At 50.3% G+C, this 26,388-nt stretch carries 19 protein-coding genes and 1 pseudogene; 10 read left to right on the top strand and 10 right to left on the bottom strand.

From position 1 onward, the window contains the following. Positions 1 to 92 precede the first annotated feature (92 nt). The 5 genes from ACYVIY_RS09255 to ACYVIY_RS09235 all read left to right on the top strand — a co-directional run bounded on the left by ACYVIY_RS09255 (position 93) and on the right by ACYVIY_RS09235 (position 7,852). On the top strand, positions 93 to 1,502 hold the full coding sequence (locus ACYVIY_RS09255) for a Kelch repeat-containing protein (protein ID WP_460976041.1): 1,410 nt from the start codon (positions 93 to 95) through the stop codon (positions 1,500 to 1,502). Between the two features lie 52 nt (positions 1,503 to 1,554). After that, the gene (locus ACYVIY_RS09250) at positions 1,555 to 2,643 is read left to right on the top strand and encodes a DUF4249 domain-containing protein (protein WP_460976040.1); all 1,089 of its coding nucleotides are present in this window, start codon (positions 1,555 to 1,557) and stop codon (positions 2,641 to 2,643) included. A gap of 18 nt (positions 2,644 to 2,661) precedes the next feature. Then, a complete protein-coding gene (locus tag ACYVIY_RS09245; RefSeq protein WP_460976039.1) occupies positions 2,662 to 5,037 on the top strand; it encodes a TonB-dependent receptor in 2,376 nt (791 codons plus the stop codon). Between the two features lie 109 nt (positions 5,038 to 5,146). Continuing rightward, on the top strand, positions 5,147 to 5,947 hold the full coding sequence (locus ACYVIY_RS09240) for a ThuA domain-containing protein (RefSeq protein ID WP_460976038.1): 801 nt from the start codon (positions 5,147 to 5,149) through the stop codon (positions 5,945 to 5,947). Positions 5,948 to 6,007: 60 nt separating this feature from the next. Next, complete coding sequence (locus ACYVIY_RS09235) at positions 6,008 to 7,852, top strand: glycoside hydrolase family 9 protein (protein WP_460976037.1); 1,845 nt, start codon at positions 6,008 to 6,010, stop codon at positions 7,850 to 7,852. A gap of 108 nt (positions 7,853 to 7,960) precedes the next feature. On the opposite strand, the gene ACYVIY_RS09230 is transcribed toward ACYVIY_RS09235, so the two are convergent. Both ACYVIY_RS09230 and msrA read right to left on the bottom strand, forming a co-directional pair. Continuing rightward, positions 7,961 to 9,169, bottom strand: coding sequence for an MFS transporter (locus ACYVIY_RS09230; protein ID WP_460976036.1), 1,209 nt, complete (start codon positions 9,167 to 9,169; stop codon positions 7,961 to 7,963). An 88-nt stretch (positions 9,170 to 9,257) separates the two neighbouring features. Then, entirely contained in the window at positions 9,258 to 9,917 is a 660-nt protein-coding gene (msrA, locus tag ACYVIY_RS09225) for a peptide-methionine (S)-S-oxide reductase MsrA (protein WP_460976035.1), read from the bottom strand. 136 nt (positions 9,918 to 10,053) lie between these two features. Between msrA and ACYVIY_RS09220 the strand changes: the two genes are divergently transcribed. The 3 genes from ACYVIY_RS09220 (at position 10,054) to ACYVIY_RS09210 (ending at position 12,806) form a co-directional block, all read left to right on the top strand. Then, positions 10,054 to 10,902: a helix-turn-helix domain-containing protein gene (locus ACYVIY_RS09220; RefSeq protein WP_460976034.1), complete on the top strand. Its 849-nt coding sequence runs from the start codon at positions 10,054 to 10,056 to the stop codon at positions 10,900 to 10,902. Positions 10,903 to 11,223: 321 nt separating this feature from the next. Next, a complete protein-coding gene (locus tag ACYVIY_RS09215; RefSeq protein WP_460976313.1) occupies positions 11,224 to 12,321 on the top strand; it encodes an FG-GAP repeat domain-containing protein in 1,098 nt (365 codons plus the stop codon). 80 nt (positions 12,322 to 12,401) lie between these two features. Continuing rightward, on the top strand, positions 12,402 to 12,806 hold the full coding sequence (locus ACYVIY_RS09210; RefSeq protein ID WP_460976033.1) for a hypothetical protein: 405 nt from the start codon (positions 12,402 to 12,404) through the stop codon (positions 12,804 to 12,806). Between the two features lie 101 nt (positions 12,807 to 12,907). On the opposite strand, the gene ACYVIY_RS09205 is transcribed toward ACYVIY_RS09210, so the two are convergent. Further along, positions 12,908 to 13,687 (bottom strand): OBAP family protein, encoded by a 780-nt coding sequence (locus ACYVIY_RS09205; RefSeq protein ID WP_460976032.1) that lies wholly within the window; start codon positions 13,685 to 13,687, stop codon positions 12,908 to 12,910. Positions 13,688 to 13,857: 170 nt separating this feature from the next. After that, positions 13,858 to 15,351 (bottom strand): Gfo/Idh/MocA family protein, encoded by a 1,494-nt coding sequence (locus tag ACYVIY_RS09200; protein WP_460976031.1) that lies wholly within the window; start codon positions 15,349 to 15,351, stop codon positions 13,858 to 13,860. Positions 15,352 to 15,688: 337 nt separating this feature from the next. Here ACYVIY_RS09200 and ACYVIY_RS09195 point away from each other — a divergent pair. Then, a pseudogene (locus tag ACYVIY_RS09195) lies at positions 15,689 to 16,104 on the top strand (element excision factor XisH family protein). Next, positions 16,092 to 16,433: a XisI protein gene (locus ACYVIY_RS09190; RefSeq protein ID WP_460976030.1), complete on the top strand. Its 342-nt coding sequence runs from the start codon at positions 16,092 to 16,094 to the stop codon at positions 16,431 to 16,433. The pseudogene ACYVIY_RS09195 and the gene ACYVIY_RS09190 overlap by 13 nt, the downstream one beginning before the upstream one ends. Before the next feature lie 5 nt (positions 16,434 to 16,438). On the opposite strand, the gene ACYVIY_RS09185 is transcribed toward ACYVIY_RS09190, so the two are convergent. The 6 genes from ACYVIY_RS09185 to ACYVIY_RS09160 form a co-directional block, all read right to left on the bottom strand. Then, positions 16,439 to 17,500 carry an NAD-dependent epimerase/dehydratase family protein gene (locus ACYVIY_RS09185; protein ID WP_460976029.1) on the bottom strand — a complete coding sequence of 354 codons (1,062 nt, stop codon included), beginning with the start codon at positions 17,498 to 17,500 and terminating at the stop codon, positions 16,439 to 16,441. Positions 17,501 to 17,593: 93 nt separating this feature from the next. Continuing rightward, positions 17,594 to 19,537 carry a KUP/HAK/KT family potassium transporter gene (locus tag ACYVIY_RS09180; protein ID WP_460976028.1) on the bottom strand — a complete coding sequence of 648 codons (1,944 nt, stop codon included), beginning with the start codon at positions 19,535 to 19,537 and terminating at the stop codon, positions 17,594 to 17,596. Between the two features lie 743 nt (positions 19,538 to 20,280). After that, positions 20,281 to 20,808: a hypothetical protein gene (locus tag ACYVIY_RS09175; RefSeq protein ID WP_460976027.1), complete on the bottom strand. Its 528-nt coding sequence runs from the start codon at positions 20,806 to 20,808 to the stop codon at positions 20,281 to 20,283. A gap of 17 nt (positions 20,809 to 20,825) precedes the next feature. After that, positions 20,826 to 21,179 carry a PadR family transcriptional regulator gene (locus ACYVIY_RS09170; RefSeq protein WP_460976026.1) on the bottom strand — a complete coding sequence of 118 codons (354 nt, stop codon included), beginning with the start codon at positions 21,177 to 21,179 and terminating at the stop codon, positions 20,826 to 20,828. A 477-nt stretch (positions 21,180 to 21,656) separates the two neighbouring features. Further along, on the bottom strand, positions 21,657 to 23,039 hold the full coding sequence (locus ACYVIY_RS09165; RefSeq protein ID WP_460976025.1) for a RagB/SusD family nutrient uptake outer membrane protein: 1,383 nt from the start codon (positions 23,037 to 23,039) through the stop codon (positions 21,657 to 21,659). Between the two features lie 6 nt (positions 23,040 to 23,045). Next, complete coding sequence (locus ACYVIY_RS09160; RefSeq protein WP_460976024.1) at positions 23,046 to 26,246, bottom strand: SusC/RagA family TonB-linked outer membrane protein; 3,201 nt, start codon at positions 26,244 to 26,246, stop codon at positions 23,046 to 23,048. Between the last annotated feature and the right edge of the window lie 142 nt (positions 26,247 to 26,388).

Genomic DNA, 26,388 nt, shown 5'->3' with positions numbered 1-26,388 from the left:
GAGAGGTCAATAGCCCGTAAATCCTTTAATTGGATTATTTTCACTAAGTTAAATGCAGTATTTACTAAGTTGTTACCTGTTGTGAAGCGTTTATGGGAAATCGCTACTGCTGGTTAGTCTGGGTCTTTCGATGGTGTGCTGGTTTCGGTATGCTGTTCGGAATGCTGAGTTGTCGTACCACCGACGTAGTAGCGCCCATTAGCCCACTCGATCCAGTTACGGCCTCTCAGGCATCTCTGGTAAGTATTCAGCCTATAGATGCCAACTCGGCCGAGATCATTGTGAAAGACATACGGCTTGAAGCGTCCGACTGGCGCATCACGGTCGATCCAGGCGAGAAGGGTAGTAACGTCACCATAACGCCTGGTGAAACCAAAGCTCTGAAGGACTTCAGTCTGACAACCTTGAAAATGAGTGGCCTCAGCAGCGGGCAAACTTATCAACTCCGGCTGGCCTTTCGCTTTGCTGATCAGGACTCGATCACGGCGGTGCGGACGTATACGCACAAGCTGAACACCGCTCTTCATTGGACCCGACTGGCTCACCCATCGTTCAGTGGGGGCGACTATACCGGTTACCCGGTGGCAATGGATGGCATCTGCGGTCCTAATCCCGACAACGGCTGTGGTAACCCGAGTATCGGCGCCTATGTGGGCAAGCAGGTGAAGTTGTTACGTTACCCTGGTCCGCAGGAGACTAACTACTCAGATGTGAAATTCTACGATCGAGCTACCGATAGCTGGCCTTACTATCCGGTTGACAACCGAATACCTCGCCACGGTATGATACAATACAACCTGTTTTTCCAGGGTGTAGACCGGTACCTATTCAGCGGATTGGGCTTTGTTACCGAGGAGCGAGCTCCCAGCAAGTACTTCTATTACCGCGATATGTCGGCCGTTTTTCCGGTAGGGGGTAGCCCTGTTTTACCGCTGTATGGCGGTGAAGATGGTGAACTAGCTTTTTTCACCACCACGGACGAAGCTTATTTTCTAACTCAGAATGGTTCACCGGCTATGCGCAGCATCCACGCCATATTCACCCAGACGGTACGTGCCCCCTTGCCCGAGCCACCCGGCAAGCTCGCTACCTTTTCCATTCGCAACATTGGCTATGTGGTGAACCAGCGGCCGGGCGAGCCAATTCGACTCTGGGCCTATGATCCAACAACCGATACGTGGACCCGACGCGCCGACTTCCCTGGCCCCGCCCGACAGCGGGGAACCGGCTTTGCGCTGGCTCGCCAGGGTTATTTCGGACTAGGACTGACCCTGGATGGCCGGGGTTTGCGTGATATCTGGCAGTACGACCCTGTAGCAGACCGTTGGCAATACGTAACCGACTATCCGGGGCAGGGTAACCAGTTGCTGGCCGTTTTTAGTACTCCCGATGGAGCCAAGCCCGAACGGGCCTACCTGGGATGGGGTTACGAAGCGCAACGGATTAGTACGGGGCTTAACCGCACCGTAGGCTGCACCGACTGGTGGGAGTTAACACCATGAATCTGGCCTCTGAGCCTACAGAGTTGATCTTAGCTATATGCGTTTTGATAGTATGATGATATATAGACACATCTTTCGCTATCTGCTTCAACAAGGAGCGGCCGGATGCCTGCTGGCGTATGTCTTGTGGAGCTGCGTTGATCAGGTGGACTTACCCATTCGCCAAACTGAACGACGCCTGGTAGTTGATGGGCTGATTACCGACGAAGCTCCGCCTTATCCCATAAAGCTGACGTATTCGGGAAATTTAAGCCGGTCGCTGCTGATTCCAGACGAACTGGTTATTAACGGCGCTTCCGTTACGGTAGAGGATAACCTCGGCAACCAGGCCCAACTGCTGCAGGATCCGCTGACCCCTGCCTTTTACTGGCTACGCGATGAACGGCTGCGGGGCGTACCGGGTCGTTTATACACCCTACGCGTTACGTTGCCCGACGGAAGTCAATACGTCTCCCGACCTGAATTAATGGCTCCCGTGCCTCCCATCGAACGACTGTATGCCGAGTACCAGGAGTCGGACCCGAACACGATACAATTCAATACGTTTCAAGTAAAAATTGACACCCGTGATCCAGCCACTTCCGGCAACTTCTACCGCTGGCAGGCCATGTGTTATATGCCCATCTGGGGGGGCAGCGACCCGTTAGGTTTTTATAATAATGTATCCGCTCCGGGAAGGTACGCTCCATTCTATGGTACGCTCACCAACGTCTTGAGTGATCAACTCATCAATGGCAACCGAATTGAGGGGCAGCTGGTCCTGGTGCCACCGCTGGTGGCACTGGGCACGCAATACGCCGAAGTCAGGCAGTATTCGCTCTCGCGGGAGGCTTATCAGTACTGGCTCCTGTACCAGGAACAACTCTCCCGTAGCGGAACGATTTTCGACCCGCAGCCCGCCAGCATTGAAGGTAACGTCAGGTCGGTGGCGGATACGAATAAGCTGGCATTGGGTTACTTTGGCGCGTCGGCTGTTAGTCGCCAGCGCATCGTTATGTACACTGACACGTTGAATTACGCCAAGTTCGTGACCCGATACGGGCCGATTCTGTTTAGCAACACGCCACCCGTGGTTCCGGGCCTGGCGCAAGATCAAAGTCAACCAGCCGGTCCCACCAACTGGCTTACGTACGGGAAATAGCCTTTACCTTGTGTTTGTATGTATCAACGTCTGCTTGTCGTTTTCTTGGGGTCTATCCTGTCGTTGCCGTTGCTGGCTCAGACACGTTACGTCATCCGGGGGCGGGTAACCGACGGTACGTCGGGGCGTGGGTTGGCGGGCGTATCTATTACCGACAAAAAGCAGGGCGCTGGCACGACCACTGATAGCACGGGTGCCTACCGACTAACGGTGTTACCCGGTCTTTACAATTTGACCTTTTCGGCAGTGGGGTATTATAGCCGCAACCGATACGCAGACCTTAGTCGGGCCGATGAGGTGGTCGATGTCCAGATGAACCCCGACGTTCGGCAATTAGAGGAGGTGAACGTAACCGGTCGGGCACCCGATGCTAACGTATCAGCAGCTCAGATGAGCATTGTCAAGCTCGATATGAAAAACCTGCGCAATATTCCGGTCGTTTTCGGTGAAGTGGACGTACTGAAAGCCCTTACCCTGCAACCCGGTGTCAGCACGGTTGGCGAAGGAGCAGGCGGTTTTAACGTCCGGGGTGGCCGCACCGACCAGAACCTGGTGTTGTTAGATGGCGCCCCCTTGTTCAACACAAGTCACCTGCTGGGCTTGCTGAGTAATCTCAATGCTGATGCTATACAGGATGTTACGCTCTATAAGGGCGGCATTCCAGCGGCTTATGGTGGGCGGCTGTCCAGCCTGTTGCTGATGAACACTAAATCGGGCGAAACCGAGCGGATCAGTGTAAATGGTGGCATTGGCCTAATCACGAGTCGGCTGCTGGTGCAGGGACCGTTGACCAGGAACAGGAAATTAACGTTTCTGGCGGGTGGCCGCATCGCGTACCCGTCTCTGCTGCTCGGTCTGTTTCCAGCGCCAACCAACCGGAACCGGGCTTCGTTTTATGACCTGAACGGACGACTGACGTATCGATTTAGTGCCGGTAGCCAGTTGACTGCCACGGTGTATCGATCGTTCGATACGTTCAAATTTCCGCAGGATACCCTTTATACTACCCAATCGACACTGATCACGGCCCGCTACAGCCAGCGTCTGAATCCAAATCTTTCACTGAATGCGACCGCCACACAAAGCGATTATCGGTTATTCCTGGATGGTCAGAACACGACAAACACGTATCGATACCGCTCAACCCTGCGCCAGCGCGAAGCCCGGCTGGATATGCTCTGGACTCCGCCTTCCGGAAAAAATCGCTCAAAATATCGGCTGGAGTTCGGCGGTTCGCTGACGGGCTATAGTCTGCTGCCGGGAGCTATTGCGCCCACGGGCGAGCGTACGAACGTTAATGCACAAACGTTACCTGCTGAGCAGGCTCGCGAGTGGGCGGGGTACGTATCGGAAGAATTTTCTCCGATTCGGTGGCTGTCAGTGCAGGCTGGTATTCGTTATGCGCAGTTTACGAATGTAGGGCCGGGTGTTACGTACCAGTATGCCGAAGGACAGGCCCGTAGCCGCGAAACCATTACGGATACGTTGCCGTTTGGCGCTGGTCAGCCGCTGGCACAGTATGGCGGCTGGGAACCCCGCCTGACGATTCGGGTAAATATAACGCCAGTCAGCTCATTGAAGATCAGCTATAACCGGACCCGGCAATATCTGCACCTGATCTCAAATACGACCGCTATTTCACCGGTTGATTTCTGGAAAGTAAGCGATGCGCTGGTGCCCCCGCAGGTAGCAAATCAGTGGGCGGTAGGCTACTTTCAGAATTTTCGGGACAATCAGTATGAAACGTCCGTGGAGGTCTATCACAAAGACATGACGAATCTGATCGAATACCGGAACGGAGCTACCTTGCTGTTGAATCCGACATTGGATGCCGATTTGTTACGGGCTCAGGGACGCGCCTATGGGGTAGAAGTGAGTATTCAGAAAACGCGCGGCCTGCTAACGGGCCTTTTGGCGTATACATATTCCCGAACGCTGGCTCGGGTACCAACTTCGTTTGTCCGTGATCTGATCAATAAGGGCGATTGGTATCCCTCTACGTTCGATCGCCCCCATAACCTGACCATCGCTACGCAGTGGAAGTGGCGACGCGGCTGGACGTTCGGTACTAACTTCGTCTATACTTCCGGTCGGCCGACTACGTACCCCGATGGCAGTTACCGGCTTAATGGAACTAAGGTGCTCGACTATTCACAACGTAACGCTGACCGTATCGCCGACTATCACCGGTTGGATGTGGCGTTTACGAAAGACGGTCGACGAACGCCCGGCCAGCGTCGGTATAGCAACTGGTCGGTATCATTTTATAACGTGTACGCTCGCAAAAATCCGTACTCGGTTTACTTTCAGCGTGTCAATACCACTACCCGGAGCTACCAACTCTCGGTGTTTGGCTCGATCATCCCTTCCGTCAGCTGGAATTTTACGTATTAATCATAACCTTCTCTGAAGAGAGTACATCAGCGTTCAATTCGTTATTTTCAAGTTTACCGAACTGCTATTCCTTGTTTACTTTTACCGCTCTAAACAGGTACGCTGCACATTGGAAAACACCACACAAAATCGAGCGGCCGTTCCGCGCCGGATCTACTACTTACTCTTCTTATTTCTAGTTGGCTTTACGTCCGCAGTAGTTGGGCAAAAGCCTCAATTTAAGGTGGTGGCCCTTGCCGAAAAGGGTGGGGGTGTTCATGCTCCTTTCGTTGCAGAGGCTAAAAAATGGCTGGCACAGGTAGCGTCGGAGAATAATTTTACTGTTGAGTATATCGAGAATACGGAACCGATCAACGATGCGTTTCTGGCGAGGTATCAGCTATTTATCCAATTGAATTATCCACCGTATATGTGGACAGATACGGCTAAAGAAGCCTTCCGAAAATACATTGCAGACGGAAAAGGGGGCGGTTGGGTTGGTTTTCATCACGCTACGTTGCTGGGTGAATTCGATGGCTACGCGATGTGGCCCTGGTTTTCGGAATTTATGGGCGGTATCCGGTACAAAAACTACATCGCTACGTTCGCCAAAGCAACGGTACAGGTCGAAGCGAAAAGCCATCCCGTGATGAAGGGCCTACCAGCTACGTTTGTAGTTGAGAAAGAAGAGTGGTATACCTACGATAAGAGCCCTCGCGCCAATGTAAACGTACTGGCTACCGTAGATGAGACTACGTATGTACCCGAGTCAACCATAAAAATGGGGGGTGATCATCCGGTGATCTGGTCCAACGAGCGCATGAAAGCTCGTAACGTATATATTTTTATGGGCCATGACCCCAATCTGTTCAGGAACGACGCGTTCGTGAAAATCTTCCGGAATGCCATATTTTGGGGCGCTGGCAACTGATTTACTGATTAAACCGGAACGCCAATGTCATTCCGATTCAGGCGTTATCCATATTGTTCGATGCTTAAAAAACTGCTCAAAGTAGTTAGCCTGATCGGGTTTATTCTGGCTTCGTTCCTGCTTCGGGCTCAGGACGTTAACGTGCTGACGAACCAGGTGGGGTATGAACCGGCAAAAGCCAAACGGGCGATGGTTATGGCGGATCGCCAGGTTTCGATTCCAACGTTTCAGCTCATCAATACGGGAACGGGCAAAGTCGTTTACTCAGGCAAACCGGTCTTTAACGGACCGGTCAGTAAGTGGAAAAACTGGCTGTTCTGGACGGTCGATTTCAGCGCATACACTACTGAGGGGACGTATCAGGTACAAATTACAACGTCGGGTAAAAACGTATCGTCTTATCCGTTCGTGATTGGCAGGAACGTACTGGAGCAATACACACTGTCGGACGTAATCTATTACTTTAAAGGCCAGCGAAGCTCCGGACTGTTGGATAAAGCGGACCAGAAATTGGTGCTGGCGGGCAAAGCATCCGATACGCTCGACGTACACGGCGGCTGGTATGATGCCACGGGCGATTATGGGAAGCATCTTTCGCACCTCACGTTTTCGTCTTACTTCAATCCGCAGCAAATTACGCTGACGGCTTACAGTTTACTGAAAAGCTACGCGCAACTGACAAAGCGCAAAGGCGCTGACTTTCGGCAGTTTAACCGCCGACTACTGGACGAGGCAATGTATGGCGCTGATTATCTGGTACGGGTGCATGCCAAAGACGGCTCCTTTTACCGCTCCGTGAAAGCGCCGGGGCCGGGTAAACTAGCAAAAGATCGGGTCATTCAGGCGGAAGACAAGGCGTACCGGATTAAGCAGTCGAAAGACCAGACATTAGCTACTACAGCGGATGAAACGAACTGGCGTCGGTATCAGGTGAGCTACCGGTCGGGTGGGGGCATGGCAATTGCGGCTCTGGCGATGGCCGCTACGTATGCGCCGGATCAGACCGGGGATTTCGGGCCCGCTGATTACCGTCGAGCCGCCGAGCGGGCGTTTGCGTTCTTAGAGAAGGAAAACCTCGCAATGACTAACGATGGTAAGGAAAACATCGTGGATGATTACTGCGCACTGACCGCTGCCACGGAACTATACAGGGCTACCCAGCAGGATACGTACCGGAAAGCGGCTGACAAACGTGCTCAGAATGTATTGAATCGGCTGGCGTCTTGGAAAACGTATCGAAACTATTGGCGGGCTGATGATCAGGATCGGCCCTTCTTTCATCCGTCCGACGCTGGTTTGCCTGTGACCAGTTTAATGGAGTATTACCCACTGGCATCCGCCGATAGACAAAAGGCGATTAAACAAGCCATCCGGCAATCCATGACGTATGAACTGGCAGTGACGCAGGAAGTTAAAAACCCGTTTGGCTACAGTCGGCAGTTGGTGCAGGATACACTTGGCAACCGACGTACTACGTTTTTCTTTCCGCACGGCAGCGAAGCCTCGCCCTGGTGGCAGGGTGAAAATGCCCGTATTGCGTCTATGGCCACAGCCGCCCGTTTGAGCGCTCCGCTGTTCAGTGACGATAAGGCGTTTCAGGCAAAACTCGAAGACTTCGCCCTTAATCAATTAAACTGGATTCTGGGATTAAATCCGTACGATGCCTGTATGCTGCAGGGTAGCGGTCATAACAACCCGTCTTATGGATTCTTTGGTACGTTTGAGTACACGAATGCGCCAGGCGGTATTGTCAACGGCGTTACGTCGGGAATAAACGACGAAGATGACATTGATTTCAACCTGTCGTATAAAATGACGGGAAAGGACGCTGACTGGCGGTGGGCTGAACAATGGCTACCACACGCAGCGTGGTACTTAATGGCCTTGGCAGTTAATAACGAATAATCAAGTTTTAAACTAATCTGAATGCTAAATTGGCATAGGTCAGTTGACTTACACTCATCTAAGCTACCGTGGTAGGACTACGCGGCAGCTTTCTAACTGCGAGTCACATTAAAACAAGCTGACAAGTCGAGCGAGTCCTGCGGAGATAAGGAGGATGAGTGCGACAAACGCCAGTCCGTAATACAGGCCAAACGCTTCAGCGACGAAACCAATGACCGGAGGTCCAGCCAAAAAGCCAATAAAGCTAAACGTAGCGAACGTAGCCAATCCAGCGGCTGGCGGAATACCCGGAATCCGCATAGACGCTCCGTACAGAATGGGTGCGCCAAGCGAACAACCTGCCCCCAACAAGGCAAACCCAAGTAAGGCGGTTGCAGGGTAAGGGAACGCAATCGCTACCACCAAACCGACTGCACCTAATAGGCCACCGAAAAACAGCCAGCGTTTGCCTCCAATTTTAGGGATAATCGCATCGCCAAACAGGCGAAAACTGGTCATTGTCAACGAAAAGCTGGCGAAGCCCAAAGCGGCAATTTGACTGCTGGCTCCGAGCGTCTGACGTAAATAAACAGCACTCCAGTCTAACGCGACGCCTTCGCCCATCGCAATGGCTAATCCAATCAGGATCATCAGTAGGAGATCAAGATTTGGTTTCACAAAGGATGACCCTGTTTTCTCGCCCGATTCTGATCGACTGCTCGACGGAATCTTGGCTAGTTGCGGCTGCAACAAGAATGTTAAACCTAAAATCAGGGCCGCCATCACCATAATATGTATCTGTGGAGACACGTGCAGCGCAATCACGGCACCGGCAATACCCGAACCGATCAGTCCGCCCAGACTCCACATGCCGTGACAGGACGACATAATAGCAATCCCCTGAGCCCGCTCCAGATTGGTCGCGCTGGTGTTCATGGCTACGTTAATCAGGGCCGCGCTTACACCCATCAGGAATAACCCAACGGCCATTATTATCGCATTTGGTGCATTCAAGGGAATACAAACCGCAAACGTTAACGCGATTGCCGACCAGAAACAGGAACGCGCTTCGCCAAGGCGGGCAATGATCCAGCCCGTAAACGGATTCATAATCAGCAGACCTACCGGCATTGCAAACAGTAGCAAACCCAGTTGCGCGTCGGAGAGGTGCAGCTTGTCTTTTACGTATGGAATGTGGGCGACCCAGCTACCCAGCAAAATACTATCTGAGGCAAACACCAGGCCGACTGCCAGCGCCTGTGGGTTCAGGAAGATGGTCAGCAGGTTACGTATGAATAAACTTCGGCGTGGTCGGTTAAATAAAACGGTTGTATTCATGGCACAAAAATAGCCGGTACGTACCGGCTATTTTTCTAATCTATTAGCCTTTTCTGATGCTCTATTACCTGTTATGGTATTAGAACTATTATTTCATTGTTAACGACGTATTATTTTTCAAATGTCCTGCCATAGCTTTACGCAGCTTTTCTACCTTGGGTAGCGACACACGCTGGATGTAAGGCTGGTCGGGGTGCAGGGCGAAGTAATTCTGGTGGTAATTCTCGGCAGGGTAGAAAGCAGTTAACGGCAAAACCTCCGTTACAACCGGATTCGCGTAGTGCTTTGATTCATTTGTACGCTTAATAGCGGCCAGGATCTCGGCTTTCTCGGCCGGGGTCCGGTAAAAGGCAACCGAGCGGTAATCACGGCCAACGTCAGGACCCTGGCGGTTTAAGGTCGTGGGATCATGGCCCGCAAAAAAAGCATCGAGCAGTTGCGCATACGTAATGACTTTCGGATCGTAGTAAACCTGAACCGATTCAGCGTGGCCGGTCTGGTCAGTGCCCACCTGCTCGTAGGTTGGGTTTTTGACATTGCCGCCGGCATAACCGGAAACAACCTCGCGGACGCCTTTAAGCTGGTTCATGCCTTCTTCCAGCGCCCAGAAGCAGCCGCCCGCAAAAGTGGCCACGGCCTCACCGGGTTTCAACGCCGGAAGTTTGGCAAACGCGTAGTCGTTCGACTGACCCTGAACGCAACCAGCCAGCAGGAGCAGGCTAAGTACATATAAATGAATTCGTTTCATGCCAGAATGTGAAGCAAGTTGATATCATATAAACGTTTAAAAACAAAGATCGGTTTCAAGACTACAAGCCGAATAGACAAGTTCAGATTGCCTAAAATGGTATTCATAACCGGATGATTACGTCCGGATTACGCCTATGAAGTTGCAATTCGAAAAAATAGAACCGGAAGCTGGCAGCTCGTTTCGGGTTATCCATCACACGGAGGTAGAAACCTGTGGGGTGTACTGGCACTATCATCCTGAATACGAGATTGTTTACATACCCGTCGGAGACGGTCGGCGCCGGGTGGGTACTAACGTATCGCGCTATGAATTGGGCGAACTGGCTTTCATCGGACCAAATTTGCCGCACTTGAATTTTAGCTACGGTAAAGAAGGGCAATATGAAGAAATTGTCGTGCAGATGCGGGAGGACTTTATGGGCGATGGATTTCTGCAAAAACCGGAATTAGCAGCGGTTCAGCGGCTGTTCGAGCGGGCGCATCGAGGACTCGTCTTCGGGCCGGAAACCAAACAACGGGTTGGTGCCTGGCTAACGCAATTGCCCAATCAGCCACCTTTTGAGCGGTTTTTAACGTTGCTCCAAATTTTACAGCAGCTAGCTAATGCACCGGATGCTGAACCATTACATGCCGACGGGGTTTGGTTTGATCTAAATCCGAAAGAGCAGGAACGTATCAACCGAGTTTGTCAATACGTTGAGCAGCACTACGCCGAACCGGTGAACGTTCAGGCGGTGGCTGATCTGGCCAGTATGACCCTTCCGGCCTTCTGTCGGTACTTCAAACGCATGACGCACTTCACATTTACGGATTTTGTCAACGAATACCGCGTCAATCAGGCCCGGCGGCTGCTGCAATCGTCACGCACGGTCGCCGACGTTGGGTTTACGGTTGGGTTCAACAACTTGTCGCATTTCAATAAAACCTTCCGGGCGGTTACCGGACAAACGCCGAGCGCGTACCGCAAGGCGTTAGGCGGTTAAACCACGTCGACGGATCGTTTTTCGAGGTTTGATTGTGGCAGCGAAAGCCCAACAGTTGATGTAAAATTTCCTGGCTTTGACCAGATCGAAGTGAAGTAGCTTTTTGAATTATAGGCATGGGTGTTATTTTGAGAAGTTAACCAAGTCTGCACTTGGTTAGTCGCCATGAAAGAGTAGGAAAGTAGCTGATTGTTGATTTATCATTTTTGGTAGAACGAAACCCACGACAACGTCTAGTCTGAATAAGACCGACGTTTAACCCCTTAACCCATGAACGTAGCCCAGCGAATCGGTTGCCTGACCATTCTGTACTCATTTACCATGTTCACTCCGCCTGCTCCGGAGCCAGCCGTTCGGTTTACCCGTCAGTTTGTTGCCGCTGAGAGCTTTGAGTCGGTCGGGGTGATGGACATAGATAAAGACGATACGTTGGATATTGTTTCGGGCGATTTCTGGTACAAAGGCCCTCGTTTCTGGGACCGGCAGTTGATTGGCGATCAGGCTCGGCAGGATCAGTACTACGACGATTTTTCGACAATTCCCCTCGATGTAAACGCCGACGGCCGGATGGATTTCGTAACGGGTGGCTGGTTTAACGCTACGTTACGCTGGGTCGAAAATCCGGGTAAGAAAGGCATTTGGCCCTCGCACGATATCGCAAAAGTGGGCAATGTCGAAACCACGCGCGCCTGGGATGTCGACGGTGACGGTGTCGTAGAGATCGTGCCGAACAACCCGAATCATCCGTTGAAGTACCTAAAACTAACGGGCCCTAACCAATTTCAGACTGTCAACGTAGCGCCGACGCAGGGGCATGGTTTAGGCTTTGGCGATATCAACGCGGATGGGCGTGGCGATTTTATCGTCAGTGACGGCTGGCTCGAAGCCCCCGCCGATCGTGCGGCCGGTCCATGGACATTACACAAAGAGTTTGCGCTGGGAACGGCCAGCGTTCCTATTATTGTCGCGGATGTCAATGGCGATCGGCTAAACGATCTTATTGTTGGACAGGGGCACGGCTATGGCCTGCACTGGTACGAGCAAACCCGAGCCGCCAGCGGGCAGCGTGGCTGGACAAAGCACCTGATCGACGACAAGAACTCGCAATACCATTGCCTGGAGTGGGTAGATATTACCGGCGATGGCCGTCCTGAGTTGATTACAGGCAAGCGTTTTCGGGCGCACAATGGGAACGATCCCGGTGCCGCCGACCCAGTTGGACTGTATTATTTCACCTGGGACAGCACGCGTAAGCAGTTTACAAAGCACGATATTACGTACGGACCTGCGGGTGTGGGTAAGGGAACCGGGATTTACTTCGCCGTGGCTGATTTGCACAAAACCGGCCGTAAAGACCTGGTGGTGGCTGGCAAAGATGGTCTGGTGGTATTTTTTAATGAAGGCACGACGAAAAAATAATCCTACATAGCCGATCTTTCTAGGCGTTTTAAACGTATTTTTATAATTCGTAATATCCTCTTCACTCAATCAATTCGTTTATGCAGCGTGCTCAGTTAAAAGAGTTTTACGGGTATGGACTCATTCTCGGCGTTCTAGCCGCCGTTCAAACCTATTCGATTTACATGGCGTCTACCACCAACTTGACATTAACCTGGCAGCACTACGCTGGTTTCGGCGCTACGGCCCTAGCCGGTATTCTGTGGGCATTTCGGAAGCCGAAGTACTTATTCTACGCCCTGGGTTTGACGCTCATGCTTGGCTACGAAAATCTGGTTGGCTTCACCCCAACGCTCGACTTCACCGCTACTCAGTACTACATCAACAACATGGCCCTGCCCGTGTCGTATCAGGACTTTTCGATGTACATGCTGCTGATCTGGGCCTATGTTGCCCACGAACGGCTACGCACTATCGCTCGCTCCTTATTTGTGAGAAGGGCCTAGTTCATGTATTCAGCAGTATAGGAGTAGTAAATAAAACAAGTGGAGTCTGTTACATGATGAACGTAACAGACTCCACTTGTTTTATTTACTACAATTGCCATCTACTTCAGAGGCTTTTCGTCTTTAAAGCTGCTTTGTTTGACGTGCTTGTGCTTATGGCCGGTTAGCGCAGGAAGCTGAATAATTTCGCCCGTTTCCCAGGAGTCGGCACCTAGCTGGTGGACCGGATCGGGTATGTCAGCTCTATTTTTTCGGTTTTCTTCGGTTGATACGTTAAACCGCTTGTCACGATCCTGGACGAGCTTGGGGTTGAGCTGACCGTCTTTGGTAAATCCCATCATCAGCGCAGGGTTACCAAACGGTAGTTCAATATCCTGGTCAGTATGCCAGGTGTGCCAGGTTTTACCATAGGTCGAGACAACCTGCTCCATCAATTCATGTTCGGCCACTTTGGGCAGGCCGGGCGCAATCAACTCACCGCTTTTTACTTCGTACCGATGGCTGTGCCATAGCTTTTTCTCATCGGCGGGTAAGGTCTTAAATAGCTTTTCGGAGATGATGTACTCAACGCCCATGATTTTGGCGCTGTCGCCGTTGCCGTCATAAATCACGCACTGCGTTACGTCCTCATTGAGTTTGGCGCAATAATGATGGGCTTCCATTTGGCCGTTCAGTTGGCCGTTGTAAAAGTGAAAGCCGTTGAGGTAGATATTTAGTTTACCAATGGGTGTTTTATCCTGAATGGCCGCTGCGCCAGCCTCCAGCACTTTCGTTTTGCCCGACTTTTCGCTACCGGGTGCTTGTACATTCGACGACGTATTTTCACCCCCGCAGGCTAACACAATTCCAGCCAGCCCCAGCCAACTCATTATCCGCTTCATCCTGCCAATTTGTTAAGTATGCAGACAGAACCAGGTGGCGTTACCGTTGTTTATTCTAGTTATCAAGTAGGCAGAAAACAAGAAACCGCCCTTTCGAGCGGTTTCTTGCGTAGCTCCGACAGGAACGGTCTGCCGTTGCGGTGTCGGAGCTACAGATTAGAGTTAGCAAACTACGCCGTTAACGACCAGCCTTCGCGGTACTTACGTGACACGAATTGGTTAGCTTCGTCGAAGTTCGTGATTTTCATGTTTTTACCATCCCAAGTCAGCTTCTTACGACCGGGGTAGTTGAAGCCACGTCCATCGGCTTTAGGCGTACGTAGCGTATAACTGCGAATGGCAAGGTTACCCATCAGCACAGACTCGGTGAGCGGACCCGCAAAGTCAAACGACGACGTAAGTGCCTTATGTTCTTTGCTGTTAAATCCGGCTTTGCAGGCTTCTGTCCAGAGAACCTGGTGGCCATTCTCGGGCACGTCACTCTTCGGCTTTGGCGCGGCTTCCATTTTCTGTCCGCTTTTCGTGTACAGTTTTGGGTCATCACCGTACATACCACAGGCAATCAACCCTTTGTCACCAACCAGGAATACGCCGTTCTCGCCGTTTTCGGGGAATGGTTCGTTGGCAGGCAGCATATCGGGCCGGAAGGGGCGAAGACCGCCGTCCATCCACACCATCTTAAGCTCTGACTTGTTCTTCGCTGACGCAGGGAATTTCAGTTCCACATGTGACGACGGTGGGCAGCCTTCCGGAATGTATTCGGGTGTCCAGTCCTTCAGGAACACCTGACCGATGCTCGTTTCGACTTCGGTTGGGTAGCCCAGACCTAATACGCGGAACGGTACGTCCATGATGTGGCAACCGATATCACCCAGCGCACCGGCACCAAAGTTCCACCAGCCTCGCCATTTGAACGGGTGATATTGAGGGGTGTAGCCTACCTTTTGAGCGGGCCCAAGCCACAGATCCCAATCCAGATCAGCCGGTACTTCGGCTACTGGCTGAGGTACCGGAATACCTTGTGGCCATACAGGACGGTTGGTCCACAGATAAACGGTATGCACATTGCCGACCAGTCCTTTGTCGAACCATTCGACCATTTGCTTCTGCTGCGGGTTCGACGAACCCTGGTTACCCATCTGGGTTACCACTTTGTATTTACGGGCTGCTTCGGTCAGCATCCGGGCTTCGTAGATGTTATGGGTCAACGGCTTCTGCACGTACACGTGTTTGCCCCGCTGCATGGCAGCCATCGCAACAACCGCGTGCGTATGATCGGCGGTCGATACGGTGACAGCATCAATGTTTTTGCCTTCCTTATCGAGCATCTCGCGGAAGTCTTTGTAGCGCTTCGCGTTCGGATGCTGCTCAAAGTTTTTCTTCACCTGATCGCGTCCCCAATCCACATCGCACAGGGCTACCATGTTATTGGCGCCTTTATTGAAGGCGTTATTGGTATCCGAAAAACCTTTACCGGCTACGCCTACGCCCGCGATGTTGAGCTTATCACTTGGGGCAATAAACCCTTTACCACCCAATACGTGACGTGGTACGATAAGGAAACTGGTTGCTGCCAAAGCGCCGGTTTGCAGAAACTGCCGACGAGAAGTAGTTGCGCCGTCGCCCGGTTTCGGATTTGACATTGAGTTATCTGACTGATTCATGTATCAAGGATCAAACTAGTTTATCTTACAAAAGAACTCAGCCAAATCTTTTTACCCGGTTTTTGCAAATTTTTTAATAAGTAGCTCTTCTTGCTGCTTTAGACCAAATGTAGGCCGTAAAAAAGAGTATGTTGGTAAGAGAAGTAGAAACCAGACGCCGACTACATCTTTGCAATCGGCGTCTGGTTTCTACTTCAATATCGGCTCCAGGGCGACTCGGTTCTCATTGAGCCACGCGTGAATGTTGCTGACGATTTCGCGGATGATTAGGAAAAGTAGTTAAGCTATTGAGCCGATTAGAAATCAGCTACTTTAGAGGAAAATTTCTGAATCTGGTATGCCCGCCAAAGACGTTTATCATCAAGTTGTTCGCACTGCTCTCGAAAAAGATTCCTGGCAGATAACCCATGATCCGCTTCGAGTCGTATTAGGTCGTAGGAAAGGCTACGTTGATTTAGGAGCGGAGAAGTTAATTGCAGCTCAGCGTGGCATGCAAAAGATCGCTGTTGAAATCAAAAATTTCTAGGAGCCTCAACCTTAGACGAATTTGAGGATGCGTTAGGTCAGTTTTTGGTTTATAAAGTGGCATTAGAAGCTGATGAACCGGATCGTCAACTTTATTTGGCAGTGCCTCTTAGCGTATACGAGGACTTTTTCGACGATTCGTTCTTTACAGGCATTTTGAAACGATATAACGTTAGATTGGTTATTTTTGATGAAGAGCAGCAAACCATCGTTCAATGGATAGACTAACACAACATAAAGCGCTTGTTCGTCGGTTAGTTGAAGAAATCGCTAATATGACACCATCTAGCGCCCATTCGGAAACTCAGGTAATTATCGACGAGGAGCGAGGGCATTATTTACTTTTTTCGGTTGGTTGGGGACAAAATCGCCGAGAGTATGTGCCATTTGTGCATCTAGATGTACGCCCCGATGCCAAAGTACATATTCAACATGATGGAACAGATCTGAAAATTGCTGAACGCCTGGTTGAAGAAGGAGTCCTAAAGAGTGACATCGTGCTGGCTTTCCAGTCACCTAATCGGCGCGCACTCATCCCTGAGTACGCGCCATATTGAGGTTTCTATTTCAATATCGGCTCCAGGGCGGCTCGGTTTTCATTAAGCCATTCGTGAATGTCGGTCACGATTTCGCGAATGCCGAGTTCGGGTTTCCAGCCGGTAAGCAGAGTGACTTTGGTGTTGTCAGTGATGTAAAGCCGGATGTCGGCCGCACGGTTTTCGGTTACCTCTTTGATGGGTATGGTTTTGCCCGTCACTTCCTGACAAACTTTGGTTAGTTCCTGCAAGGAGGCACTGCTTTCGTTGCCGCCACCTGCGTTCAGAATCTCGCCGTTAACGGCATCCAGGTTGTGGAGTTCCCAGTCGATGAGACGATACAAATCATCGATATGGAGCATGTCGCGGGTTTGTTTGCCGGTGCCACCGTAGCCGATGTATGCCAGTTGCTGCTCAAAGTAATGTTTGGCAATCCAGAGGACCATCACCCCCTGATCGACTTTACCCATCTGCCACGGACCGGTGATGACACCACAGCGATTGATGACCGTTTTTAAACCGTAGAACTCGTTGTACTCCTGAATGAGCAGCTCCGAGGCTAGTTTAGTCGTGCCATAAAGTGACCGAGCGCCATCTAGCGGGAAGTTTTCGGCGATACCTTTCGAGGATACGCCCGGTACAGGTTGATCGTCGGTTAAAACAAAGCGGGTGTCAGCTTCGGCAAAGTTCAGCGTTTCAATCGTCTTGATCGGATAAACGCGACTCGTTGAGAGGAAAATGAAATTTGCCTTGTGCTTTAAGGCATAGTTCAGGCAATTTACCGTACCGAACAGGTTTGTATTAATCAGGTATTCGGGCGTACCATCTAGTCCAGCCAGCACAGAAGGTTCAGCGGAGGCTTCAATCACTGTATCAACGGCGGGTAGAGCATCAAAATCTTCTTTATTACGTATATCGCCGTGCAGGAACTCGATTCCCGCGGCTTTAAGTCGCGAAAGACTCAATTCAGAGCCGCGCCGTTTGAGGTTGTCCAGCGCAAAAATCTTATAATTTGGGTAGTTCTTTTTAAGCGAAATGGCCAGCGAGGAGCCAACAAATCCGGCACCGCCGGTGATAAGTAATTTCATAATAGTTATATAGTTGTATAGTCATAAAGTTGCAGAGTTCCGCGCGGCAGCCAACTTTATAACTGTACAACGCTACAACTGTATAACTTACTTTTAGGTGGCAATTCGTTTGAGTTTGACGTTTTCGACCGGGCGAATGACCAGCGGTACTTTTTCGACCTTGACCGAGCTGCTATCTAAGCCGAACCAGCGGTCTTCGGGCGTCGTAAAGCTTTTTACCGTGAAGTAGATGTTCATGATAAACCGCTCGCGAACCGGCAGCTCATTCTCGAACGACAGGAATTTTTCGAGTACCACGAACCGGAAGTCACCAATCACATTCTGACGGCTGAGCGATTCGTACCGGCTGGTGATGTCTACTTCCTTATTTTTCACCATGTCTTCGATGACCTTCCGGAAGAACAGATTGATACGTTGCTCAACCCGAAAGCCCAACTTGAAGGTCACCTTATAGGCGTCGTCGGGAGCAATGGTGTTTACCTTATACTCCATCGTATACGGGTCGTCGGTCGTGTCCACGTGGACGAACCAGTAGATGTCAGCGCGTTTGGGTCGTTTCTGGAAGATAGAATAGATAATCTTCGACTCGATTTCCGACTGACGGGCCGCGTTGCTCATGAACACCAGGTGCGTAGCGTACTTCGGAATACTGATGTCGCGGCTAAGCTCTTTAATCGCCTGAATGTAATGATCGATACGTACGTATTCAGTCAGCCGAAGTTTGATCTGGAACGCCTGTAGCCAGATAATCATAATGGCAGCCATCAGTCCGGCGATCAATACCGATACCCAGCCACCAACTGGAAACTTAACCAGGTTGGCAACGAGGAAGCTGCCTTCTATAGTTAAGTAAAAAATAAGGAAGGTGAAAACTAACCAGGCGTTGTACTTGTGAGAATACATGTAATAACTGAACAGAATCGTAGTCATGAGCATGGTTAACGTAATCGCTAATCCATAGGCAGCTTCCATGCGCGACGATTCCTGGAAATACAGTACAACGGCTACGCAGCCCGAAAAGAGCAACCAGTTGATACTAGGAACGTAGAGCTGACCTTTCTGAACGCTGGGGTAGCGGAGTCTGACCTTGGGCCAGAAGTTCAGCCGGATCGCTTCGCTGATGAGTGTAAACGCTCCGCTCAGCATCGCCTGGCTGGCAATAATGGTGGCCGCCGTTGCAATGGCAATCCCAATGATCAGGAACCATTCGGGCATCAGTTCGTAGAACGGATTACGTTCACCCAGCGCCTGACCTGCCAGCGATTCAACGTAGGCACCCTGACCGAGGTAGTTTAACAATAGGCAGGTTTTGACGTATGCCCAGCTGGCGCGAATGTTGCCCCGACCGCAGTGGCCCATATCCGAATACAACGCTTCGGCACCGGTTGTGGACAGGAACACAGCCCCTAGTAACCAGAACGAGCCAGGATAATCAGTCAGGAAACTATACGCATAATAAGGGTTAAAGGAAGCCAGAATGCTCAAATCACCGATAATGTTGACAATACCCAGCACGCCGAGCATCGTAAACCATACGAGCATGATAGGCCCAAACGCCGTACCGACAACGCCCGTACCAAACGATTGAATCAGGAACAGGACCGATAGAATGGCAATAACGATGGGAATCGTCTCGATATTGGGGTATAGAATTCGTAGACCTTCTACCGCTGAAGATACCGAAATTGGTGGGGTAATGATACTATCCGCGAGCAGCGAACTTCCTCCAATAATGGCCGGAATTGTTAACCAACGGGCATGGCGACGTACCAGCGCGTACAACGAAAAAATACCTCCTTCCCCCTTGTTATCGGCCCGAAGAACCAGGATGACGTATTTAATGGTAGTCTGGAGGGTGATTGTCCAGAAAATACAGGAGAGCGCTCCCCGCACCATGTCTGCCTGAATAGGCTTGGTAGGCCCGATGACGGCCTTCAGCACGTATAAAGGCGACGTACCAATATCGCCATAGATGATACCCATTGCCACCAGCAGGCCAGCAGCCGTGACGGTGTCTAAATGCTTCTTATCTTCCATATAATAGGCTTTCGCCTTACTGTTGCACGTGCGGGTAAAAACTGGGCAAAGATAGCCGATGTTTAGATTCCTTGATGTGGCTCTGCAGGAAAGTTACAAAACCCACAATACGTCTTAAAAAGACGGGGTAAAATGATATACCGGTCTGTGCTGATTGTATCTCACGCTACGTATTCCGAACGCTTTTTAGACGTTGCAACTCTGGTTCGTAGGCATCAGCAGGTTGTCTGGAATTGGTTGGAGCTATGATCTGCCAAAAGGCGTAGTACGTTGGCCTGATGATAGGTTAGTGGTTGGAGCACTACAACTATGTTCATGCGTGATATGCCTCTATAGCAAACCAAATTCTCCTTACACTCGTACATATAATTCCACCAAGCTCACCTACTAAGTTTTGTTTAATTAGGTGTGTTAGCAGACGGCTTGTTCCTTGAACGGGTCGTCTCTTTTTTATACCCGTCGCGTGCAAAAAGTAAGCCTGTTTTTTGGGAGGGGGTAACCTGGGTAGCGGAGTAGCCTGAATACGTATGGCAGGCCTGCATATAGTCCCGTCTGTGGAACAGGAGTTCCGGTATTACCAGTAGCCTATAAGCAGGTAACAGCCGTTGGCCGAACGAGGGAAACGCAATTCCTCGGTTCAGCCAACGGCTGGCTGGTACTAAACTTCAATATGATTTTGGTATGTAGTACGGGTAGCTAAGTGATTCTATAGCTACCAACGTAGTCCTGAAAAGAAAACGTATTTACTGATAGGCGGGAAAATCGTTTTGCTGCTCATGCTGGAGATACCAACTGAACCCCGCGAACGTAACGGCGATCAAACCAACCAGCCAAATTGCGCCCCAACTGCTCCAATACGACCAGGTACCTCGACTAATCATGTGAACCAGGGCCATCAGCATCATGCAAATGCCCAGAGTCATAATAATGGAGTTTCGTAAGGTCTGTCGGTAAGTACGTCGTAGATCATAGGCGCCATACGCCTTATTCCGAAACTGAAAGACAATGTCATCCAGGGTTGCCTCTCGAAGTTGGGTTTCGGTAAGAGTAAGCTCTTTCTGATACGTTTTGCGGAGTTGATGCAGGCTTCCAGCGTTCGCTTCGAGTAAGGCCTTGTCGAAAGCCGACTCAAACGGGAGACCAATCCACATGTAATACTCAACTTCACAGGCGAGGTGATCGAGCAGTTCGCTGATAAGGGAATCACTGGTACCTAATTGGATCAGGTGGTCGTACAACCGGGCTACTTGTTGCGGGTTTAGCTTTTCCATGATAGTATGGAGTTGAGTTATTTACCGAGGGCTACATCAGGTGAGGATTGCAGAAGGTTACGCATATGCTCAACAAAGCGTTCGAATTCTGATACTTTCCGGATGGCTGTGGCGGTACCGGTAGGGGTGAGCGAATAATATTTACGCAGGCGGCCGTCGACCTCAACGGATTCGGTTATTAGCAGCCCATCCTGTTCAAGTTTGTGCAGAACCGGGTACAACGCACCAAAGGTCAGCGTTACCTCACCCTGCGTACGTTCTTTAACCGATTGTGTAATCTCATACCCATACATCCGTCCCTGCTCAGCTAAAAGCTTGAGAACGATAGTCTTTAACGTCCCCCGCAGGAATTCACTGCCCGACTGTTCCATACTAATTCACATCCAGAAATTAATGGTGTGAATATATGTAGGAAAGCTGTATATGTATAACTTAAGTATGACTTTTTATTTTATGATACTGCATCTTTAGTTACTGGTCGGACTAATGGTAAATGGTATAGATTTACTTACTATTCTGCGTCTCTTTGACTTCCAAAAAGCTGACTTAACTATTATTTGTTTGTTGAGTCGATTATCGTTAGTGAGCAATGGTAAAAGGCTCATAGTGGAACAATGGCATGGAATCTACATAAGTTAGTTAAGTAGGCCATACCCATTGACTGCATTTTCCAATTTGGGACTTTTACTTACGTATGTAGCTATCCATGATTGACAGGCAGTTACACATCCAGAATTAGGTTTGGTAAGAAGTGAACGAACGGAGAAAGAGGTGAAATGGCTTCAAACGCAAAAGGACTACGTCTTAATGCTGTTAAGACGTAGTCCTTCATTGTGTAACCGGCTCGGCTAATACCCTTGATTCTGGGGGAAGTTCGTTGAGTTATTATACGTGTCAATCTCCGACTGCGGAATCGGGTACAGCACTCGATAACCAGGTACAGTGATGCCAGTTACTTTAAGTGCCTCAACAGCTGTTCCTGTTCGAACGAGATCGAACCAGCGATCGCTCTCCAGGGCTAGTTCAAGACGTCGTTCGTTAACGACAGCCGTACGAAACGCTTCTTTTGTTGAAAGTTGTGCTGCTGTGTAGGCTGGGACACCTGCTCGAGTCCGTATGCGGTTAAGGCTTTTAAACGCTTCGCCATCAGCTTGGTAATTTACTTCGTTTAATGCTTCTGCATATAAGAGTAGTACGTCTGCAAAGCGTAATACAGGAAAGTCGTTTCCTACGTCGTTGGTCCCTGATAGCTCATCATAGAATTTTCTGGGCACTACGTTGATACTGCTTGGTACCGGTACTTGCACCGTGAGAGGAAGCCGTTTGTCGCCTGCTGGATACGCTGCCCGTAGAGAGGGTTCAATAATGTCACCAATGCTTGTACCAAACCATGAGCCATGACCTTCGCCAAGCGATCCGCCTTTCTTGTACTTGACGGCGAAGAGAAGTTCAGCGTTATTTTTATTAGTTACGGCGAATACATCGGCAATGTTGGGAAGTAACTGATACGTAGTTCCGTTGACGAGATCTCTCAGGACAGGTGCTGCCAGATCGTACTTCTTCTCCGTCACATAAACTTTTCCCAATAGTCCTTTGGCTGCGCCAGAAGTAGCTCTGCCCACGTCGTTACCCGTATAGCTGGCTGGTAAACCTGCCGCTGCGGCTATGAGGTCGTTTTCGATGGCAGCATAAATATCCGTTACTTCATTACGGACGTACGAGCGAGCATCTGACGTAGTGCCTGCCTTCAGCACGAGCGGCACTTTGCCCCATAACCGAACTAGATTAAAATAGGAAAGGGCACGTATAAACTGCGCTTCGCCTTTATACCGAGCTTTCAAGGTTGCATCCATCGATACGGCGTCAATCTTGTCCAGAATAAGGTTGCACCGGTTGATACCTGTATACAAACTCCCCCAGGTGTCGCGTAGTAATGTATTCGTCGTCGGTTCAATAAACCGGTCAATATTATACCGCAAGCCCGAACCGGACGACGGATCGTTATCCAGTACGTTATCGCCCCTGGCTTCCACTAACGTATTGTAATCCCCTCCGTATTGATTTGGACTTTGGAGTGCATCATAAGCGCCGTTGACGGCATTCCCGAAATCGTTAGCCGTCTTATAAAAATTATCCACGTTTGGTTGCGATAGGGGCTTCAAATCAAGAAAGCCTTTCTGGCAAGCCGATAGACTGATGATCAGTGCAGAAATTATAGCTAGCTTTTTCATGGCTGGTTAAAAAGAAAGATTAATACCAACTGAAGTGGTACGGGGTAGTGGATAGGTTCCGTAATCTTCGCCCGAAGACAGGGCACTGTCAGGACGGCTGTTTACTTCCGGATTGAAACCGAGGTACTTGGTGAACGTGAACGGATTCTGAGCCGAAACGTACAGGCGGGCGCGAGTTAGACGCAACCGTTGTAGTAATGTGCTGGGCAACGAATAGCCGAGCGTAAGGGTACGAATACGTACGTAAGAGCCATCTTCAATATGCCAGGTAGAAATTTCACCGTTCGATCCGGTAGAGAGTCGATTCGCGCGGTTGACGAATCCGTTACCCGGATTATCGGCCGATTGCCAGCGGTCTAGGGCCCCCCGGAACAGATTACCGTTTCCTTCCATGTTATAAATATACCGGCGGATCAGATTCAGAATTTTGTGACCCTGAACGCCCTGAATAGCGATGCCCAGATCGAAACCCCGGAACGCGAAATTGTTGGTAAACCCAAATGTGTACTTTGGAAAGTAGCTGCCCGTTACGGTGCGGTCGCTACTGAAGTCAATCTTACCATCGCCATTCTTGTCGACGAATCGGAAATCGCCGGGTTTGGTTGTCGACGTATGCGGATAAGCATCAATTTCGGCTTGGCTTTTAAAGACACCGTCGTAAATCATCGTATAGTATTCGCCAATCGGATGGCCAATCTGCGTAATAAACTGCGCACCGGCGACCCCACCCGCTACAATGATTGGATCACCGGATGGCCCCAAGGCTATTACTTTGTTTCGGTTCGTCGCAATATTGGCGCTTGCGTCCCACCGGAAACGGCCGAACGTCTGACGGGTACCCAGTGTAAACTCGAAACCCTGGTTGTTTACTTTCCCGATGTTCTGTAGTTCCGTGCTAAATCCTGACGTTCTCGGAACCGGTACGTTCAGGAGCAGGTCAGAGGTGTTTGCATTATAATAATCGACGCTGAAATTCAGCTTGTTTCTAAAGAAACTGACGTCGAAACCGACATCGAGCATGGCTGTTTTCTCCCATCTTAACCTATCATTGGCTGAATTGCCAGGTGCCAGGCCACTGACAACTGTTTCGGGGCCTAAAATGTAATTCTGATAGTTTAATAAGCTGATTGATCCGTAGTTAGGTATCTGGAAATTTCCGGTTAAGCCATAGCTGGCGCGTAGCTTCAAATCGCTTAACCACGTAACGGGTTTTAAGAATGATTCCTGCGACAGGTTCCATCCCGCTGATACCGATGGAAAGTAACCCCAACGGTTATCGCGGCCAAAGCGCGAGGAGCCATCCGTCCGAATGGCGGCCGAGAGCAGGTATTTTCCGTTATAATCGTATTGAACTCGGCCTAGGTAAGATAGTAACGACCATTCCTGAACATCAGAAGCCCCGGCAGAGACCTGCCCCGCGTTCAGCGTGTACACCAGGTCATTGGGAAAGTTGGTCGCCGTAAGTTCATTAGCAACCCGCCGGTCTTTTTGTGAGGTGAAACCTACTAATGCCGCGACCGTGTGTGGGCCGAACGATTGATTATAATTCAGGGTATTTTCAACCAACCAGTTTATAAAATTCTGCGCTCTCGAAAAGCCTGTCGGCACGGAAGGACCTTTGCGATCTCTGATTTCGAGCGTTGACGGTCGGTAGTAATCACGTTGAAAGCTATTGATGTCGGTCCCTACGTTTAGGCGGTACGATAAGCCTTTGAAAATCTCGTACTGCGCGTAAGCATTACCGAGTACACGTAACTGACTCAACTTATCACTCACCTGATTGGCAATGGCGACCGGGTTCAGGATAGAGGTAGCTCCGTATCCCCAGGCATTGCCTCCCCAGTTGTACGATCCGTCGGCGTTATAGACCGGAAAGATAGGCGGTATTTGAAGGGCTAAACCAACTACGCCTTCGCCCAAATAAGGTCCTTCAGCCTTAATCAGGTCATGGTAGGAGTAGGTAGGATTTAGGTTAGCGCCGACGGTCAATCTACCGGATTTCACATCGACATTCGCTCGGGCGCTGTAGCGTTTGAAGCCCGAATTGATAACCACTCCTCGTTGATCCAGGTAGTTACCTGACACGTAAAATTTGACGTTATCTTTCCCGCCCGAGATCGAAAGCGTATGGTTTTGGATGGGAGCAGCCCTGAAAATAGCGTCTTGCCAGTCGGTATTGGTTAAGCCGGGCTGCCCTGAAAGGTAAGGAACGATTTCGGGTTGAATCAGCGTACTCGGTGCACCAACGCCTTTGTTCCGAATGTCATTCGAGTCAGTCGGTTTACCCGTCGGGTTTCGGTCGAGATACGCATTGTTCTTCGCTTCGTAGCTTAGCTGAGCGTATTCGTACGCGTTGATCATGTCAATCTTCTTCGAAACATTCTGAACGCCTACAAACGAATCGTAATTGATGGTCGTTTTGCCTTCTTTCCCGCGTTTAGTGGTGAGCAGAACGACCCCATTGGAACCTCGGGATCCATAAATGGCAGCCGCCGACGCATCTTTTAATACTTCAATACTTTCAATATCGTCTGTATTGATTGTGCTCAGTACGTTGATCGGATTGTCCGGAAATTGTGTGTTGGTGCTACCGGTCGCGTATTTTGTGTCGCGCGAAAGCGGAATCCCATCAATTACGTACAACGGATCGTTGCCAGCACTGATTGAACCGGTTCCCCGAACGCGGACGGATAAGCCTGCCCCAGGAGCGCCGGAGGTCTGGGTCACCTGCACCCCGGCAATTTTGGCGGCCAGAGCCTGATCAAAACTAGCAACGGGCTGGTTCGCCAGATCGCGCGCCTTGACCGAGCCGATTGCCGTAGTAATGTCGCGCCGGTTCTGTACGCCATATCCAACAACGACGACCTCGCTTAAAGCGTTGTTGTTGGCTGTGAGCTGAACATCAATTACACTACGATTGCCAACCGCTACTTCGAGAGGTTGGTAACCAATGAAGGAAAAGACAAGCGTTTTTTCGCCGACTGGTGCGGTTAGTTGATAGCGGCCATTGGCATCGGCCGTTGCTCCGGTATTGGTTCCTTTTACCTGGATGGTTGTTCCTGCCAGGGCATCACCATTAGCGGCATCAGTTACTGTACCAGTGATAACGGTCTGTGCATAACTCAGGGGAGTTATAAGCACAAGCAAGCTGAGTAGCACCCAGCGACGAACTTCATCCGGACGCCAACTGCGTAGAAAATCAAGCATAATGAGATGGTTTACTAGTGAACAAGGAGTGTATACTAACGTGCGGGGTGTGGGAAAAAAAGGACTCAATCCGTTGAGCACACTGGCCGGGCGTAATAATACAAACAGCTTTTTAAATTATAGATATAGTACTAATTTCTAT

The organism is Spirosoma knui, assembly GCF_054780635.1.
Note: the sequence above shows the minus strand (reverse complement) of the source record. Positions and strands in the feature narration are given on the sequence as shown.